We start from the raw sequence: 18,432 nt of genomic DNA on the forward strand, positions 1-18,432 counted from the left end.
GTCTGCTGAGTGTTTTTGCTTTGAAGGTTTATTTATGGTTTGTTGTTTCTAACACTTTTATTTGATTTTCGATTTGCTCGGCTTCAGCGGTCAGCATTGAGTAGGATCTAATATCGCCTTTTCTCTGGGCATGCATCGCTTGTTCAAGCTTGGCATTGTATTGCTGAGTTAATTTTTTTAAGGGATTTTTCTTAAATATTGAGAACATGGCCATTTCTATTGGATTGGGTATTTGGACTTATATACGTAGGCAATGGGATTTAAGTTTTACTTTTTGAAATTAAAAAATCCCACAATCCTTCAATTCCACTGCCATCGGTCTCAGCAAGGCTGAGACCTTATCTTACATTTGCAGCAAACCAATGGGTTGCTATGTCTTCTCTAGCTTGCAACCCATTGAAAATATTTTAAATCTTAAACTGACCGACGAGCTTACCTAAGTTAATTCCTTCCTGCGACACGGTCTGGCTGACTCTGGCAGCATCTTCGCTGGAATGGAGTAACTCATTCACAATCTCTTGGATGGCGAACACATTACGGTTGATTTCTTCGGTCACAGAGCTTTGTTCCGTGGCCGCCGTCGCAATTTGGGTGCTCATGTCGTTAATTGCCGTGACCGCCGATGTCACTGAGCCTAGGCTTTCAGAAATTGCACGGGAAGAGTCTACCGAGCGCACGCAGCTTTGCTGACTTTCTTCCATCGTTTTTACTGCCAGTGCGACAAGCTTGTGCAGTTCAGATAGCATCTCATTGATTTCCAAAGTGCTTGATTGCGTTCGGCTCGCTAAGTTACGCACTTCATCGGCCACCACGGCAAAGCCTCGGCCCTGTTCTCCGGCGCGGGCCGCTTCGATGGCTGCATTTAATGCTAATAGGTTAGTTTGCTCAGCAATACCGCCAATCACTGACAGCACGTTGTTGATTTTTTTAGACTGTTCGCTCAAGGATTGAATACTGCCCGCCGCATTGTTGATTTGCGCCATGAGTGCCGAAATTTCTTCTAAAGAAGCATCGACGCAGCGCTGAGCATTGGCTACATCGCCAGTGGCAGCGTGAGTCGCTTCAGCCACTTGCGTGGTATTTTGCGCTACTTCGCTGGCGGTGGCTGACATTTCAGTAATAGCGGTAACCACTTGATCGGTTTCATTGTTATGGCTGATGAGTTGGCTCGACATGACTTTGGTTTGATCGTGAATCGCGTTGGCGGCGGTTTTAACTTTAGCCGTCGCGTTTGCCACATCGCCTATGATGGTTTGGAGTTTATCGACAAATAGGTTAAAGGATTGACCTAGTTGTGCAATTTCATCTTCACCTTTAACAATAAGACGTTTGGTTAAATCGCCTTCGCCTTTAGCGATATCGTTTAAGTTATTCGCCATATTTTTAATTGGCGCGACCATACGTTGGGCGGTGATCAGAATAACAGCGACAGTAATCGCGGCGAGTAACAGCGCAATTAACAGAATGGCATAGGATTTTTCGATCATCTGCTCAGTGACCGTCGCACGATAATCCTCAACGACAGTGTCGATATCATCGATATAGACTCCCGTGCCTAGCATCCAGTCAGTGCCAGGGATCATCATGGAGTAACCGATTTTTTCAATTTGCTCATTGGTATTGGGTTTTTGAAAGTAGAACGAGAAGTTACCGTCCCCTTTTTTAGCGGCATCGAGTAAACCGACAATGATTTTAGTGCCGCGGGGATCTGTCATATCAATTTTATTTTGCCCTTCGAGGTTGGGCATGACGGCATGGAACAGGTTTTTACCTTGGGAGTCGTAAATAAAGAAGTAACCAGAACTGCCAAAACGGATATCACGTAGCGCTTGGTTTACATTGCCATTTTCTTTTAAAGACAACTGATACTGCACTATTCCTGCGGCAATTTCGGTGGCTTCTTTTATTTGTGTTTTACGTTCACCGATGAGCTTAGTTCTAAAGGTCGTCACTTCATCTGCAAGGGCGTCTTTTTCGACATAGTAAGAAACTGTCATGAGTACGAACAAGGTAAAAATTAAAGGGAATAACGACAACAGCAGTAATTTATTACGTAGGCTGAAATTAGACATGCTTGACGACTCCATGATGAACATCTCTTTTATTGCAGGGCAGTATAGCTAATTTCCCGCATTCTTAAGTGTTTAAGTTAACAAAAATGTAATGGAAATCGATAAAATGCGCGCTGTTGATTTATTCCAAAATTGTTAACTATGCTGTGAATCTAGGCCTTTCTTTTGATCTTTATCAACACTATATGGGCCCAATGAGTTCACTATATTAGCTAAAATTGATGCAAAATTAGCTAGAGCTGGTGCAGCCTGGTGTAGATAGTGGCGAACAGTAAGGGCAGGGTTGTGACGAATGAAAAGTTGATCCTAACGCTGAAAATCTGCATTACTGTAGGCATTTGTCTTATTGCGCTGGGCATCTACTTGCATAACTTTAATGAAACTGTTGAGGCGATGGGCGTGCAAGGGATTATTATCAGCGCTATGTGTGTCGCCTTTGGCATGGCCTTGTCATTACCGACTAAGATGTATTTAACCTTTCTGTTGGTTAAGCGAGAAACTGAAAAACATCCATAATGTGTTTTTGCGCAGAGTGTTACTCTGCGATTCATTGGTTTCCTCGCCTTCTTGAGACTCAATCTAAGTACTCGCTTAACCCTGCTATTCAAACCGTCAAGCTCAGCCGTAAATGCCCTGATTATGGTTTTTAACATAATTAACCCAAGACTAATGGGCCAAAAACACCGATAATTCACCCTTAATGACTCATTACCAATGACGCGACTTGGTCGATGGGCTGCTACAGACTCGCATATTTAGTGGAAATCATATTCAATGGAAATCAAAGTTAATTTTCTCGACAATCTTAGACTTGAAGCCAAGTTTGATGATTTTACCGTGACCGCCGATCAGCCAATCCGCTACAAAGGTGATGGTTCTGCCCCTAGTCCGTTTGACTATTTCTTAGCGTCGTCAGCCCTGTGTGCGGCCTATTTCGTGAAGGTATATTGCAAAGCCCGTGATATTCCAACGGATAACATTAGACTGTCGCAGAACAATATTGTCGATCCAGAAGATCGCTACAATCAGATTTTCCAAATTCAAGTTGAGTTACCCGAAGATATTTCGGAGAAAGATCGCGAAGGTATTTTGCGCTCGATTGACCGTTGTACGGTTAAAAAAGTGGTGCAAACGGGTCCAGAATTTAAAATTGAAACCGTTGAGAACCTAGATTCAGACGCCAATGCCATGTTGATGGGCCAGCCTAATGGCGCATCGAGCACCTTTATTCTGGGTAAAGATCTGCCGCTGGAGCAAACCATTGCCAATATGACGGGCATGCTCGCCGATCTTGGAATGAAGATAGAGATCTCATCATGGCGCAATATCGTGCCGAACGTGTGGTCACTGCACATTCGTGACGCGGCTTCGCCAATGTGTTTCACCAATGGTAAAGGCGCGACCAAAGAAAGCGCGCTGTGTTCGGCACTCGGTGAGTTTATTGAGCGGTTAAATAATAACTTTTTCTATAATGATCAATTCTTTGGGACTGAAATCGCCAATAGCGAATTTGTGCATTATCCCAATGAAAAGTGGTTTGCGTTAGAAGAAGACGATGCGCTGCCAGCGGGTATTTTGGATGACTATTGTTTAGAGATTTATAATCCCGACGACGAGCTGTGTGGCTCGCACCTGATTGATACCAATTCGGGCAATATTAAGCGTGGCATTTGTGCGATTCCTTACACCCGTAAATCCGACGGTGAAACGGTTTACTTCCCGTCGAACCTGATTGAAAACTTGTTCTTAAGCAATGGCATGAGTGCGGGTAATAATCTGCAAGAAGCCCATGTGCAGTGCTTGTCAGAGATTTTTGAGCGCGCTGTAAAACGTCAAATCATTGAGCAAGAAATTGTCCTGCCCGATGTGCCTATGTCTGTACTAGAAAAGTACCCAAGCATCCTCGCGGGCATTAACGGTTTAGAAGAGCAAGGCTTCCCGGTTGTGGTCAAAGATGCCTCACTCGGCGGCCAGTTTCCAGTGATGTGCGTCACCCTGATGAACCCGAAAACTGGCGGCGTATTTGCCTCCTTTGGCGCGCATCCAAGCTTTGAAGTGGCGTTAGAGCGTAGCCTAACTGAATTACTGCAAGGCCGCAGCTTCGAAGGCTTAAATGATGTGCCAAAACCGACCTTTAACAGCATGGCGGTCAGCGAGCCAGAAAACTTTGTTGAGCACTTTATTGATTCAACAGGAGTGATTTCATGGCGCTTCTTTAGCAGTAAATTTGATTATGAATTCTGCGAATGGGATTTTTCTGGCACTAGCGAAGAAGAAGCTGACGGCCTGTTTGGGATCTTAGAAGCGTTAGGTAAAGAGGTGTATATCGCCGAGTTTACCGATTTAGGCGCATCGGCGTGCCGTATTTTAGTTCCTGATTATTCTGAGATTTATCCAGTTGATGACTTGATTTGGGATAACACCAACAAGGCGCTGGCGTACCGTGAAGATATCTTAAATCTACATTCGTTAAGCACTAAGCAATTGGCTAATTTGGTCAACCGTTTAGAAGAAAGCCAACTCGATAACTACACGGATATTCGCACCTTAATCGGCATTGTATTTGATGAAAATACCGTGTGGGGAAAACTGACGATTATTGAGCTTAAGATCCTGATTTATTTGGCACTCGGTGCACACGAAGACGCGATTGAGCTGGTCGGTGAGTTCCTGCAGTTTAACGACAATACCGTTAAACGTGGCCTGTTCTACCAAGCCATGAATGCTGTGCTGGAAGTGACCTTAGATGAAGAGTTAGAACTTGATGATTTTATCCATAACTTCAACCGTATGTTCGGTAAAGAAGTGATGGACAACGTCGTTGGCTCAGTCACAGGTAAAGTACGTTTTTATGGCTTAACTAAGACCAGCATGCAGCTCGAAGGCATTGAGCCGCATTTAAGATTGATTGAAAGCTATAAGAAGTTGCATCAAGCCCGTAAAGCTGCGAAAGACCTGAATTAATTCTGTTATTTGGCATTAGCTTAATGTGTTTAAAAGCGAACCTTTTGGTTCGCTTTTTTGTTTGTTGCTCTTTTGATTCGCGCTTCTTATGAGCACTTGTGGCTATCATTTATTAAGGGCGCTTGTTATTGCTATGTGTGGTTTGAAATGTTCAGCCCGCTCAGGCTGTATTTGATATAACTCGATTTTTACCGTTACGTTTAGCTTCATACAAGGCCGTATCGGCCCGCTTAAGCGTTTCTTCATAGGACTTATCCAATGGTTCGATAGAGGCGACTCCAATGCTTACGGTGGCAAACAAGCCATTGACCGCATATTTTTGCAGTTCAGTGTAAAAGCAATCGCAGAGGTATTCTGCAAATTCAACCGCTTGCGAATGCTCTACCCCAGGTAGGGCAATCACAAATTCATCGCCACCAAAACGATACGCGCTATCGGTTTTTCTAAATTGAGTTCGGCAGGTTTCGGCAACTGCGATGATGATTTGATCGCCAGCATAGTGACCCAACTGATCATTGATGGACTTTAAATGGTCTAAATCGAGGATCAAGATTGAGGTGGGAATACGGTGGCGCTGAAATATATCGAATTGAAAGGTTAAATCACGTTCTAAGCGGCGACGGTTATACAGCCCTGTCAGCTGATCGGTATCGCTTAGTTGACGTAGTTGCAGTTCAAGTTCATGCCGCTTGGAAATATTACTGGCGACCCAAAGCACCACTGGCTCATCATCAACCAGAAAGTCTAGTGCTTGAATGCGTCCCTCAAACCAAATGGGTTGTTCAGGGCCTATATCGGGTAAGCCTTTGATATCTTTATTGCTCAATTCATATTCTTCGATCAGTAATTTTCGGCTGATTAATGCACTTTCGATAACCTGTAAAAAGTAATTGAGTTTGTCAGCCTTTAACACATCGCTAAGATACAAGCCGATTAGGCCACTACCATCGTGGTAATAACGGTCATCTTTACCACCGAAGACGGCAATGTATTTACCACTTTTTGACAGAACAAAAGTAGGATCAGGAAGTGCATCAAGGACTAAAGCCATTTCTTCTATTTTGATCATCGATTAAAATCCCTGTGGAAAATCACCCAACCTTAAGTCCGCGTGTCCAAGTTATCATAGATAAACTACTCTTTGGCGCTTTAGCCGCGAATGCATCCTGCGAACTCATTACAATTTAGCCGCTTTTGTGGGTAACAACAAACCATAACAATATGCCGTACAATTTATTTGTCGTCGCGATTTTACCAAGGCATCAGAGCGTTCGATGGCGCAGAGTTGTATCCCTGTTGAGGCTTAAAACCTAAGCCTTGCGATCGTATCGAGTCAGTCGTGATGTCTTGAACTTTAGCGTTTGTGCTTATGTTCAAAAAGCTTCATTGCGGTGCTTAGTGGACAGATGATTTTCGAGTAGAATCTAGGGCCTTAATTGTGGTTTTAATTTTACACAGGGATTTATAATGCATACTGCAGATGATTTTATTGAACATTTAGCGCTAGAGCAGCATGTTGAAGGCGGTTATTACCGCTCATCCTATCGTTCAGAAACGGCATTTGATCAGAATCGGGCATTATGGAGCAGTATCTATTTTTTGCTGCGTACGGGAGAGGTTTCCCATTTCCATCGTCTGACAGCTGATGAAATGTGGTATTTCCATGCGGGGCAATCGCTGACGATTTACATGATTGATCCTGATGGGGTGCTAACGACGGCGCAATTAGGGCTTAATTTAGCTGCAGGCGAGCGGCCACAGTTTTTAGTCCCTAAGGGCTGTATCTTTGGTTCAGCCATGAATCAAGATGGTTTTTCATTAGTGGGCTGCATGGTATCGCCTGGTTTTACCTTTGATGATTTTGAGCTGTTTAGCCAACAAACTTTGTTAGCCCAATATCCACAGCATAGTGACATCATCCAACGTCTGAGCAGGTAGGGGGGGGCGCTAAAGTCAGTTAAATTTAGCCAGTTGATTCGTTAAATGGTAACTTGGTTGACATTGCCTCATTCGGCTAAACCAAGGTCGCTCTGAGTCATTAAATTTGACTCAATAGTAAGATATCCCCGCGACAAGGCTTGTCTATTGGCGTTTAACCACGTAAAACATGCTTTTTGGCGTACCTCTATGTACCAAGTGTTATGGAGTAATTGAATTTGGAACACTTAGTGTGGGAGCTCGATCCTGTATTAATCTCGTTTATGGGACTAAAAATACATTGGTATGGAGTCCTGTTTGCTGTTGCTATTACTGCTGGTTTTCAGGTGATGAAGCGGATTTATATCAAGGAAAATCTCGATCTTGAGTCCCTTGATAATTTACTGATTTATTGTGTGGTTGGCATTATTGTGGGTGCGCGTTTGGCCCATTGTATGTTCTACGATCCGACTTATTACTTTGCTCATCCGCTTAAGATCTTGGCGATTTGGGAAGGCGGACTCGCCAGCCACGGTGGTGGTTTAGGCGCGATTCTGGCCTTGTATTATTACCAACGTAAAGTGAAGCTACCCTTCCTGTTTTTATTGGACAGACTCGCGATCGCCACCGCCATTTTTGGCTTTTTTGTGCGTATGGCAAACTTTGCCAACTCAGAAATTTTAGGCGATCCTACGACTCAACCTTGGGGCATTATATTTGCCCGTGTCGACATGTTGCCAAGACATCCAGCACAGCTCTATGAGGCTTTCGCTTATTTAGCTATCTTTATTGGTCTGTATGCTTTGTATCAATACACGCAGATTAAACAAAGACATGGGGCTATTTTCGGCCTGTTTCTGGTATCGGTGTTTAGTGCGCGAATTGCGATTGAGTCGATTAAAGTTAGCCAAGCGGCTTACTCTGAAACTTTCTTAAGTGCGGGACAACTTCTGAGCTTACCGTTTTTAGCCGTAGGTATAGTTTTGTTGTTCTTGGCGTATCGAAAGAAAACCGTTTAAATCTGAATATCAAACGGTTAAAAAAGGCTTTCTATCTTGATAGAAAGCCTTTTTTATGAATGAATTAATCATCAAGTATGACGTTAGGCTGTCTTCACTATATTGGTCACCTGCACCATGGCATCCCGAGCGGAACGGCTCACGCCCGAGAGTTGGAAGAAGCCATGGATGACGCCAAGATAACGACGGCAGTGGGCATTGACGCCAGCCTCTAATAGATTCCTAAATAGCTGTTCACCTTCATCGACGAGTGGATCGAATTCGGCGGTGATGATATGGGTTTCGGGCAGTCCCGTTAAGTCATCACGGCGTAGTGGACTGGCTTCTGCATCGGTTCTGGGGTGCCAATCTAAATACAGATCGAAACCTGTGAGCAAGGTGTCGCGGGTGATGATGTATTTCTCGCCATTGTCGCTATAGCTTTGGCTCTTCGCGGTGGCATCGAGCATAGGATAGATAAGCACTTGTTTCTGTGGCAACCATTGCCCTTTGGCTTTTAAACGCAGGCAAGTGACTAGGGCTAAATGGCCGCCGGCGCTGTCGCCTATTAGGGTGATCTTGGTGTTATCACCGCCCCATTGGTGGCAATGTTGATAGATGACTTCTGCGGCATGGCAGGCATCGTCGTGGGCAGCGGGATAAACATGTTCTGGGGCGAGGCGATAGCGAACGGCGATCACCAGTGCGCCAGAATCATTGGCGAGTTTTCGCAGTTGTTGATTGTGGGTTTCAACGCCGCCACTGACAAAACAGCCACCATGGTAGTAAATGACGATAGGTAAATTGTCTGCCGCCGAGGGTTTGAACAGAGTTAATTCTGCCCCTTCGATGGAAATCGATCTAACCTCGAACACCTCCTCAGGCTCACCTGCGAGTACAGTGCTGGCAATATAACCTTGTCTACGTTGCTCAATACTTTGCTCTCGCACCGATGGGCAGCCCGCCGCGATAAACTCGCTAACCAATTGTTTAATTCCCTCTTCTAAATAGAGTTGGCTCATTTAATACTCCCTCAATTTTTAGTGCGCTCGGCTGTTCTGCAATGGGCTGAGTTTATCGGCAGCTTAATTGAATTGGTAGCCTAGATTCACACTCAGCCATGAGCTCTATCATGATTGCGGAAATTAACTTTGGTATTAACTTAGTAATGAATACGGTTGCAGTCGGCATCTTTTTCACTATTACAGATTGAGTTGTAGGGTGTCTTGTAAGAAAATTACCAACTTAATTGACTGTCAGGCTTAATGCGGTTAAATGTCCGCCTGATTGTGCGTTCGATAGCACTTTGGTGTCTATTTGTGAAAGTGGGTTTCAGTCTCTTGGCTAAAATATAGGTTGCCAAGATGCTGTTTGAGCGACACATTGAGCCAGCGACCACACTCGTTATTCGTTCTCTATTTGCAGGAATCTTTCGTGGCAAAAGCACCCAAAACATTGCAACAGCGTATGGGCATAGTTGCCCTGACGTGGCCGATTTTTATCGAGACCTTGCTGCAATCTCTGCTTGGGATCAGCGATATCTTTATGCTGAGCCATTATTCCGATAATGCGGTTGCCGCAGTGGGACTCACGACTCAGCTGATGTTCTTCATGATGGTCATGTCCATGATGGTGAGTACGGGCGCGAGTATTTTGATTAGCCAAAGCAATGGGGCAGGCCAACCGCAGCAGGCTATAGACATAGGCGTGGCGAGTGTCGTATTGAGTTTGGTATTAGCCTTGGTCATGGGTGCATCTATGTTCTTTGGTGCTAAGGGCATTATCGGCTTATTTGCGCTTGAGCACGATGTGGCTGGTTTTGGATATGACTATTTGGTGATTTGCGGCAGCTTGAGCATAGGGCTAGTGATGAACATTGCCTTCGCCGCTATTTTGCGTAGTTACGGTTTTACCCGCTCGGCCATGTTAGTCACCTCGAGCACTGGCTTAATGAACGTGATCGGTAATTATATTGCCCTGTATTCACCTTTTGGTTTACCTGTTTATGGGGTAACAGGGGTGGCGATATCGACAGTGACCAGCCAGATCATCGGTGCGTGTATCATGCTGATGGTGATCCGGCATAAGCAAATTCCGCTGCCACTGCAACGACTTAAGCTTTTACCGCGCAGCACTTATTTGAGTGTGATGCGTATTGGCCTGCTCAATGCTGGCGAGATGCTGTCTTACAATGTGGCTCAGATGACCATCATCTACTTTATCAGCCAGATGGGCACTTTATCGCTCACGGCCTACACCTATGGCTTGAACATTAGCCGTTTTATCTATTGTTTTGCAGTCGCACTCGGGCAGGCGACGCAAATCCAGACTGGATATTATGTGGGTAAACAATGGTTCGATGAAATCACCACTCGGGTGCAGCGTTACTGTTTGGTGGGCTTTGTCGCTTCACTGACCATAGTATTAGTCTTCTACTGGCAGCGATTCGTTATTGTCGGCTGGTTGAGTGAAAACGAAGAAGTCATCCAACTAACAGCGTTATTGCTTGCGGGTTCCATCGCGCTTGAAACAGGGCGAGTGTTTAATCTGGTGATTATCTCGGCGCTCAAGGGCGCGGGTGATGTGGCGTTCCCTGTGCGTATAGGTCTTTTTAGCATGTGGGGTATTGGGGTATTTTTTGCTTGGTTCTTTGGCTTGCATTTAGGTTATGGCGTGCTTGCTGCATGGCTTGCCGTTGCGGCAGATGAGTGGGTGCGTGGATTGATTATGGTGCAGCGTTGGCGCTCGGGTCGCTGGCAGCGTTTTACGCGTATTCCGCCAGTAACCCCAGCTTAAACTGTTCTGATATCAAAAGGTCAACGCTTATTGGTTGCCCCATTTGCCCGATTTCAGTAGTTCATTTTTAAATTGTAGATACCTTGGGTGCCCTTCATAGGTTTCGATTTCCATAGTGCTATAAGGGGCAAAAATAGCCCCTGGAATTTGGCATCCTCTAGTAAGAACGTCCTCTAATGAGGGCATGAAACATTCTTTAATCGGGTCAAAATGGATTTTATAACTGGCATAGCCGCGCTCAACAAATCTATCGGTTATGGTTTTGAATAGCTGTCCAAAAGGTGTATCGAGCGTCTCTGGCGTGGAGTAATAAAAGCCTTGTCCGTACCAGTAGAGTAATAAGGCGGTACCTGCGTCGCAGAGTGGATGTTCAATAATCGCCCTGACCATGTTTGGTTCATGATCGTCCCAATTCAAGTTCCCCGCGACAAAATGCAATTCCTCCATACTTTGTAAGTCACTGATACAGGTGATTTGCGCCGCCGCTTTGCCAAAGTAGGCGCTGTATTCATGTAAAGCGTCATAATCGGGATCGGCGAGTAATTTGGCGAGTAGTTGTTGATTGGCAATACAGCCTAATTCTGCGCATTCATAGGCGCGAATAAATTGTTCTTGTGAGAGTAATTTAGCCAAGGGAATCCTTTCTTTCTATAGAAAACACAGTTTATAAAAAAGACAGCGTCAGCCTTGCGTAGCAAAAGGCTGACATGGCAGAAAGGGAGCGTAAAACGTTACACTTGCTGTTGCAGCAGAGTACGACACAGCTTAATAAAGTCCGATGAAGTGACGATACCGAGTACCTTTTTATCGACATCGACGACGGGCAAGCAGCCGAGTTTGTTTTCGATAAAATATTCCACCACCACAGTTAAAGGCTCGTCGGCGGTGAGATGCTGATACTCTTTATCCATTACAGTTGTGATCGGCGTGTATCGTTCCTTGCGCTCGAGCGCGCCTTGGCCGTATTTGTTCAACATAGTCATCACGCTGGCGATCATCTTTTTATGGGTGAGTACGCCAACGAGGGTGCCATCAATTTCAGAAATCACAGGTAAGTGGCGTACGCCACGGGTTTGCATCAGATGGTGGGCATCTTTCAAACTGGCGCCATCGCTGATGCAGATGACTTGATCACTCATAATATCGCTGACTTTCATTGTATAAATTCCTTTTCTTGCCATTCTCTGGCGTGCATTTCACACGCTGCGTTAGCCTGCACCGATGTTAGCAGCTTCTCTGTAAGCTACGCCAGTCCTGCACAAATAAAGTACGCTATCCAGTATAAGTGTTTGAATTGATAGATATCATAAAAGGCTGACAAAGATGTCACAAATATGTAACAGTGATATCTCACAATCGTGGTCTTATTAGACCTCATACCAGTGAAGCCTTATCTAACAAGGAATAATAATGAATCGTACCGTAACTCGTCGTGATTTTTTGGCTATGTCGGCCAAAGGTGTTGGTGTTGCTGTGATCTCTTACGGCTTGATGGGCTGTAGTGATAGTAATGATGATAATTCTGTACCCGCGCAATTTTTACATGGAATTGCCAGTGGCGATCCGGCAGTCGATGCCGTGATCCTCTGGACCCGTGTCACGCCTGAGTCTGAGGGCGATGTAAAAGTGAGTTGGCAAGTGGCAAGCGATGCGGCCTTTAATCAATTAGTGACCACAGGTGAGACTGTCACTAATGCGAGCCGTGACTACACGGTTAAGATTGATGCCCGTGGTTTACGTGCCGGGCAAACCTACTTTTATCGCTTTATGACGGGTGATAAAACCTCAGTTGTGGGTAAAACCCGCACTCTGCCTGAGGGTGACGTTAGCTCAGTCAAATTAGCCGTGATGTCCTGTGCTAACTTTCCTGCCGGTTATTTTAACGTCTATGAGTTAGCGGCGGCGCAGGATGATTTAGATGCTGTTGTGCATTTAGGCGATTACATCTATGAATATGCCCGCGGTGGTTATGCCAGTGAGCATGCTGCCGAATTGGGGCGTGAAGTGTTACCCGCCAATGAGTTGCTGACGTTGAGTGATTACCGCACTCGCCATGGTCAGTACCATACCGATGCGAGTCTGCAAAAGTTACACGCGAAAGTGCCTTTTATCACAGTGTGGGATGATCATGAAGTGGCCAATGATACTTGGCGTGATAGTGCCGAGAATCACAACGAAGGCGAAGGAGATTTTGCCGTTCGTAAAGAAGCGGCACTACAAGCTTATTTCGAGTGGTTACCGATTCGCCCATGGCGTGAAGGGAACCATGAAGAGATTTACCGCAGCTTCAGTTACGGCAATCTCGTCGATCTGCATATGCTGGATACTCGCGTATTAGCCCGTGATAAACAGCTCGATTATGCCGATTATATGGATCCTACCACGGGCTCGTTTGCGGGTGAGCGTTTCCTTGCCGATGTCACTTCGACCACTCGCACTATGCTGGGGTTGACGCAATTATTATGGCTGCAGGGCACATTGCTACAGTCGACAGGCAAGTGGCAAGTACTGGGACAGCAGGTATTAATGGGTAAGATGTCATTGCCGGCGGCGATTGCCACTCAGCAGATGAGCATTCCCCAATTTGCCATGTTAGGTGCGTTAGCTAAGTTAGCGGCCCGTGCGGCGGCAAATGATCCCACGCTGACCGCCCAAGAGCTGCAATATCTTCAAGCCAATCAAGCCTTACTCACGCCAGAAGTTATCGGGCTGCTGCAATTACCTGCAATCCCGTACAACTTAGATGCTTGGGATGGTTATGCCTATGAGCGTGAAGTGATTTTAGGTACGGCTAAATCGAAAAATCTCAATCTAGTTGTGATCGCGGGTGACACCCATAATGCATGGGCAAACGAGCTTAAAGACGTGCAAGGCGATACTGTGGGTGTTGAGTTTGCGACTAGCTCAGTATCATCGCCAGGCCTTGAATATTACTTGAATCTGCCAGCGGAACAGATCCCCGCGACCGAGGCGGCAATCGTCGAGTTAGTGCCAGATCTTAAGTACGCTAACTTAAAAGACCGAGGCTTTATGACGCTCACCTTTACCGCTGATGAGGTGCGCAGCGACTGGCATTATGTGGATACCATTTTGTCGAAGGATTTCCAAGTCGCAACGGCCCGTGGTTATAGCACTAAGACAAAAGTAGGTGAGCATGTGATTACGCCTATCGTTTAATGCGGTATTGTTCGCTTGTTTATCGGCCACCTTAGGGTGGCCTTTTTGTTGCTTTTGGCTTTAAAAGGCAAAATAAATGTCTGTTGTCACGCAAGTTCTTACTATTACTGCAGCACATCGCATTTTTTTGGTATAAAATTCGCTCCCAAAATTCGGCGGCTGCCTACACTTGCTAAGGCAAAGCTGTTCTAGTGTTTTGGGAACCTTTACCCGCCGAACAGACCTTACAGGGGTCATAAGCTTTTGCTTTAACGACCTAAGAATAAAATCAATGTGATGGGGACTGTGTCATGTCAGAAAAGTATTTTGTTACCGCGCAGCAATTGCTGGAAGATTCATTTTTATTAGCTTCGCAAGTGTATGAGAGTGGCTTTCGTCCGCAATTTATCGTGGGTATTTGGCGTGGCGGTGCTCCAATCGGGATCGCGGTACAGGAGTTTTTCGATTTTAAACAAGTTGAAACTGATCACATTGCCGTGCGTACCTCTTCTTATTATGGGATTGGCACCGACAAACAAAGCAAAGAAATCAAAGTGCATGGCCTGCATTACATTGTTGAAAATGCGAACGCGAGTGACGGTTTGTTGATTGTGGATGACGTGTTTGACTCTGGCCGTAGTATTCATGCATTAAAAGAAAAACTCAGCCAACTGATGCGCCTAAATATGCCAACCGATATCCGTATCGCTTGCCCTTATTACAAGCCAAAAAATACCGCAGTGCCTTTAAAACCCGACTATTACATTCATGCCTCTGAAGACTGGTTAGTTTTCCCGCACGAAGTTACAGGTTTAACGCCTGAAGAAATTGCCGAAGGTAAGGGCGATTTAAAGAATATCCAGCACCTGTTTAAATAGCTCGCGGCGAGATATAGATTATTTTCGCAATAAAAAAATGCGTTAACGATTAATCGTTAACGCATTTTTTGTTTTCTATATCGATGACTTATAAATCCATACAGTTAGCATAGTAAGTCACAGTAGCGGGCCAGTCGGAGAACACTCCAATCACGCCGACATCTTTCGCCAGTACATTAAGTAATTCAAAGGTATCGCCTTCGTTATCTATCGCTTCGGTAATGCTTTGATAGTAAAAGCCGCCGCCATTTTTTAATAAACCAGAACGTTCTAGCGACCAAGTGATGATCTTAAGCCCTGCGCCTTTAGCGGCCTTAGCGTATTCCGAAGGAATGATTTTCTTATCCGCATCTAAGGCGACTAATACCCAGAGTGGCGGCGCAATAATTTCGACGCCTTGGGTCTTTAAATCCGCCATTGATGGTGACCAAGTGGCTGAGTTCTGCGGATCAAAGGCGCTGTTATAATCGTATCTGTCATCGAGAAACACGGCTTGCTTCGCAAATTCAGGTGCGTTGGCGACCCAATATTTGATGTCATCCAAAATAAATGACTGGGGGAATACTTGCGAAACATCGACGCCCGCCGCCGTGTATTCATCTAACATTTTTTGCGCGTAATCCTGCTGAGTAAAACCATCGAAGGGCATAGATACGCTCGCCGCTTTGAGCTCTGGCGTCATTTTCACGCCGGCTTTTTTAAACATTTCAATACTTTCAGCGTGGGTCATCAAGGTGCCATTGCCAGCATAAAGATCGGTGCGCCAGCTTGGGGTGCCATTGATGAATTCGGCCGCAGTGGTCGCTTTTGGATTGTTGCCTTCCATCTTACCCTTGAGAGTTTTAAATTCGGCTAGGGTAATATCGCTAGTGCAACAGGTTGCCGATGCGCTGACGCCATTGGCGGGATCGGCAGGAATGAATGGGATCGAACATTTATTGGCAAGTTCGGGTATGGCTAAAATGTTGGTCGTGCTGGCAAGATCGCACTGTGAGTGGCGGCAAACTAAAGCTTTATCGGCGGTGAAGGTGACATCACACTCAACTATGCCTGCGCCCGAATCGATAGCCGCTTGGTAGGATTCCTTTGTATGCTCAGGGAATTTCATTGGCGCGCCACGGTGACCGATAGAAAATTCGCTGCGATAAAAACTGTCAGTGGTGCATTGTTCTAAGCGGGTTTTAAGTGTGCTGTCTTGCATTTGACGTACGAGGAATAAAGGTCTTTCTCCCACTTGAGCAGGAACGGGTTTGCTGGTGGGTGGCGTGATAGCGGCGTTATCATCGTCATTATTGCAACCGGCTAATAAAGCGCTCGTGGCAATTAACAGGCCGAGTGAGAGCGACGAAATAGGGTGTAGTTTCATCAGATTTACCTATGAGTAATGATGTAAATAATTAATATTAATCAGAAACTCTAAAGTGTTAATGTGACTGAAAAAGCCTATTTGTATGACATAAACAAGAATATATACCGTTTGCACGACGATTATCTAAGGCACGCTAGCTTGCGATAAACTGCCTTCGACAGAGGATGGTCGGGATATATGCACAGTGTTGCTTTAGATGTGAGCATTGACTCCACTGAGCGAGTCGATGAAACTGGCATGAATATTTTCATCTGGGCGATCTTTCTGGGCCGAAATCAAGTACACTGCGCTCCTTTTGTTTTATGATGAGCGTTTGGTTCGCTTGATAAGACAAACGTGACAAGCATCATTTAGGAAATAGAGCAGAATGAGCAAGGGCAAAAAATACGATTTTCGCGTGACACAGGGCGACAACGGTTGGAAAACTGAAATCACTCGTCGCATGACATCAACTAAAACAGTTGTGTCTAAGAGCCATGATGGTTTTGCGACTGAAGCCGAAGCGCAAGCTTGGGGCTTAACTGAATTACAAGTGTTTTTAGGCACGTTAACTGAGCGCAATAAACGTCGCTCAGAGAAACAAGCTAAAGCAAAATTAGCCGCAGCATTAGCGGCTGAAGCGGCTACTGATGCCGAAGATCTTGATGAAGATGATTTCGACGAAGAGTAACACTCATTCGTTTAACCTTGTCTTATCAAGCCAGTGTGATCGTAAGGGAGCGTTCAAAGCGTTCTGAAACGTCACTCTGGCGATGAACAGCAAAAGGCAGATCTTAAGATCTGCCTTTTGTGTTTTTGTCGCTCGCGAAACTGTGCATATTAATTCATTTCATCCTATTTCCTCGTTTATCTTCATACACTCTGTTCGGCTGGACTGATCTGTTGATGCTGTCATTAGCTTGTTTTTATCGTATTTAGCCGGAATTACGTACCCTATACCATTAATAATTAACGATAACTATTATCATTTGATTTACTTAGATGCTGCTCTGTGCTCATATGTAAGTAATTCGAACGCACGTTTAACTTTATCAAGGTAAGGGAACTCCTATGAAACTACTTCAATCCAGTTTATTGCTGTGTTTGTCAGCTTCGGCAACCCTGAGTTATGGCCAAGCCTTAGATGGAGATGCGTTACGCTTACTACAAGCGTCGCTAAAGGATTCGACTTTGGATGCACAAGCGCAGTTAACCAATACTAAACGGGCATTGGCGTTAGATTTAAGCCATCAATATGCGCAGCTCGCACCTATCTTACAGACTGAAATAAACCAGTATCAGTTGGCAGTAAATGCCGATGAGATTCTGTCCCAACATAGGCTCAATGATAATGTGATCACCAAAGCCGATGCATCAATTCGCCGAGTGAAGGGCTTAAGTGCCAAAGCGGATTCTCTGGTGCAAGTGCGTCTAGCGGATGAAGCCATGCTGACCTCATGGCAGCAAGGTGAGTCTCCTTTATTTGCCTATGAGCCCGATGGTGACGAGAGTCAGTGGGATTATATTGAAGCCTTTGATATTCATGGGCAAGTGCATCAATTAGACGTGTATAACCTACCGCAGCAGCCGGTGTTTGTGGTCGGTATCGATAGTAAAAAAGCCTTTGTGGCTGGCTTAGAGGTGATGCGGGCGACATTTGCCGAAGCACAATCGGCGAAAAAAGAGGGCGCGCTACTGAGCCGTGCACAAACACAGGCGGTGGCAGATAAGCCGATTTCAACCACAGTGATCAAACAAATATCCTTGAAGGATGACCATGAGCCGTGGATTTCTGGTCGTGCCGAAATTTACGGCATAGTGACTGGGGTTGATCCAAGCCGTGAAGAGCCTGTGCTTGATATCGTCGAAATGCCCTATTTAGATTATGCGGATACGACCTATTATCCGAATCAAATCATCATACATTGGGAGCGTTATCGTTGGGCGGCTGCGGACATGATCTTAATGGAGCATGACGATGGTACTAACTATAAAGTGTTGGCCACTAAGCTGTTGGAAGCGGCGGAGCAGATCTTAAAGTCGATCCCCGATCCTGAAGCTCAGGGTTATGCGCTGATCCCGCAAATCACCAATGGTATTTTAAGTGTGATGCCGGATGCTTGGTTCACTAATGACGATGACTTTGTCGACGTGTATTACACCTTACAGGAAGGGGTTGAATATCCTAACTTGAACGGCGCTAACGGCAATGCGATGACGAGCTTTGCGCCATTAGTCATCCAACCAAGACCATGATGGATTAGTGCAATGGCTGAAATGTAAAAGCGGATCCTAAGATCCGC

16 protein-coding genes are annotated in these 18,432 nt (G+C 45.3%); 9 read left to right on the forward strand and 7 right to left on the reverse strand.

From position 1 onward, the window contains the following. Positions 1 to 28: 28 nt before the first annotated feature. Together AAA952_RS03170 and AAA952_RS03175 are read right to left on the reverse strand one after the other, a co-directional pair. Positions 29 to 208, reverse strand: coding sequence for a DUF6435 family protein (locus AAA952_RS03170; RefSeq protein WP_198571902.1), 180 nt, complete (start codon positions 206 to 208; stop codon positions 29 to 31). 199 nt (positions 209 to 407) lie between these two features. Then, the gene (locus AAA952_RS03175) at positions 408 to 2,072 is read right to left on the reverse strand and encodes a methyl-accepting chemotaxis protein (RefSeq protein ID WP_263146578.1); all 1,665 of its coding nucleotides are present in this window, start codon (positions 2,070 to 2,072) and stop codon (positions 408 to 410) included. A gap of 285 nt (positions 2,073 to 2,357) precedes the next feature. Here AAA952_RS03175 and AAA952_RS03180 point away from each other — a divergent pair, with 285 nt between their 5' ends. Together AAA952_RS03180 and AAA952_RS03185 are read left to right on the forward strand one after the other, a co-directional pair. Beyond that, complete coding sequence (locus AAA952_RS03180) at positions 2,358 to 2,588, forward strand: hypothetical protein (RefSeq protein WP_113939077.1); 231 nt, start codon at positions 2,358 to 2,360, stop codon at positions 2,586 to 2,588. A 258-nt stretch (positions 2,589 to 2,846) separates the two neighbouring features. Next, the gene (locus AAA952_RS03185) at positions 2,847 to 5,036 is read left to right on the forward strand and encodes an OsmC domain/YcaO domain-containing protein (RefSeq protein ID WP_219250409.1); all 2,190 of its coding nucleotides are present in this window, start codon (positions 2,847 to 2,849) and stop codon (positions 5,034 to 5,036) included. Positions 5,037 to 5,196: 160 nt separating this feature from the next. Here AAA952_RS03185 and AAA952_RS03190 read toward each other — a convergent pair whose 3' ends face one another. Next, positions 5,197 to 6,105: a GGDEF domain-containing protein gene (locus AAA952_RS03190; protein WP_338254333.1), complete on the reverse strand. Its 909-nt coding sequence runs from the start codon at positions 6,103 to 6,105 to the stop codon at positions 5,197 to 5,199. 398 nt (positions 6,106 to 6,503) lie between these two features. Here AAA952_RS03190 and AAA952_RS03195 point away from each other — a divergent pair, with 398 nt between their 5' ends. Continuing rightward, entirely contained in the window at positions 6,504 to 6,974 is a 471-nt protein-coding gene (locus tag AAA952_RS03195; RefSeq protein ID WP_338254335.1) for a cupin domain-containing protein, read from the forward strand. A 218-nt stretch (positions 6,975 to 7,192) separates the two neighbouring features. Beyond that, positions 7,193 to 7,972 carry a prolipoprotein diacylglyceryl transferase gene (gene lgt / locus AAA952_RS03200; RefSeq protein WP_131523760.1) on the forward strand — a complete coding sequence of 260 codons (780 nt, stop codon included), beginning with the start codon at positions 7,193 to 7,195 and terminating at the stop codon, positions 7,970 to 7,972. Positions 7,973 to 8,055: 83 nt separating this feature from the next. Here lgt and AAA952_RS03205 read toward each other — a convergent pair whose 3' ends face one another. Then, a complete protein-coding gene (locus AAA952_RS03205; RefSeq protein WP_338254337.1) occupies positions 8,056 to 8,973 on the reverse strand; it encodes an alpha/beta hydrolase in 918 nt (305 codons plus the stop codon). A 412-nt stretch (positions 8,974 to 9,385) separates the two neighbouring features. Here AAA952_RS03205 and AAA952_RS03210 point away from each other — a divergent pair, with 412 nt between their 5' ends. Next, complete coding sequence (locus tag AAA952_RS03210) at positions 9,386 to 10,747, forward strand: MATE family efflux transporter (protein WP_338254339.1); 1,362 nt, start codon at positions 9,386 to 9,388, stop codon at positions 10,745 to 10,747. Positions 10,748 to 10,774: 27 nt separating this feature from the next. On the opposite strand, the gene AAA952_RS03215 is transcribed toward AAA952_RS03210, so the two are convergent. Then, positions 10,775 to 11,380, reverse strand: a complete 606-nt coding sequence (locus AAA952_RS03215; RefSeq protein WP_113939070.1) for a DUF4274 domain-containing protein — start codon at positions 11,378 to 11,380, stop codon at positions 10,775 to 10,777. Between the two features lie 98 nt (positions 11,381 to 11,478). Next, positions 11,479 to 11,904: a CBS domain-containing protein gene (locus AAA952_RS03220; protein WP_113939069.1), complete on the reverse strand. Its 426-nt coding sequence runs from the start codon at positions 11,902 to 11,904 to the stop codon at positions 11,479 to 11,481. Positions 11,905 to 12,157: 253 nt separating this feature from the next. Between AAA952_RS03220 and AAA952_RS03225 the strand changes: the two genes are divergently transcribed. Both AAA952_RS03225 and AAA952_RS03230 read left to right on the forward strand, forming a co-directional pair. Continuing rightward, entirely contained in the window at positions 12,158 to 13,924 is a 1,767-nt protein-coding gene (locus tag AAA952_RS03225) for an alkaline phosphatase D family protein (protein ID WP_338254343.1), read from the forward strand. A gap of 290 nt (positions 13,925 to 14,214) precedes the next feature. After that, positions 14,215 to 14,781: a phosphoribosyltransferase gene (locus tag AAA952_RS03230; protein ID WP_028759331.1), complete on the forward strand. Its 567-nt coding sequence runs from the start codon at positions 14,215 to 14,217 to the stop codon at positions 14,779 to 14,781. Positions 14,782 to 14,869: 88 nt separating this feature from the next. Here AAA952_RS03230 and AAA952_RS03235 read toward each other — a convergent pair whose 3' ends face one another. Next, positions 14,870 to 16,147, reverse strand: a complete 1,278-nt coding sequence (locus AAA952_RS03235) for a glycerophosphodiester phosphodiesterase family protein (RefSeq protein ID WP_338254347.1) — start codon at positions 16,145 to 16,147, stop codon at positions 14,870 to 14,872. Between the two features lie 370 nt (positions 16,148 to 16,517). Between AAA952_RS03235 and AAA952_RS03240 the strand changes: the two genes are divergently transcribed. Beyond that, positions 16,518 to 16,820, forward strand: coding sequence for a DUF3622 domain-containing protein (locus AAA952_RS03240; protein WP_105250177.1), 303 nt, complete (start codon positions 16,518 to 16,520; stop codon positions 16,818 to 16,820). A 380-nt stretch (positions 16,821 to 17,200) separates the two neighbouring features. Then, positions 17,201 to 18,385, forward strand: a complete 1,185-nt coding sequence (locus AAA952_RS03245; RefSeq protein ID WP_338254349.1) for a DUF3103 domain-containing protein — start codon at positions 17,201 to 17,203, stop codon at positions 18,383 to 18,385. Positions 18,386 to 18,432: the final 47 nt, after the last annotated feature.

Origin of the sequence: Shewanella sp. M-Br, assembly GCF_036245925.1 — a bacterium.
Classification (GTDB): domain Bacteria; phylum Pseudomonadota; class Gammaproteobacteria; order Enterobacterales; family Shewanellaceae; genus Shewanella; species Shewanella oncorhynchi.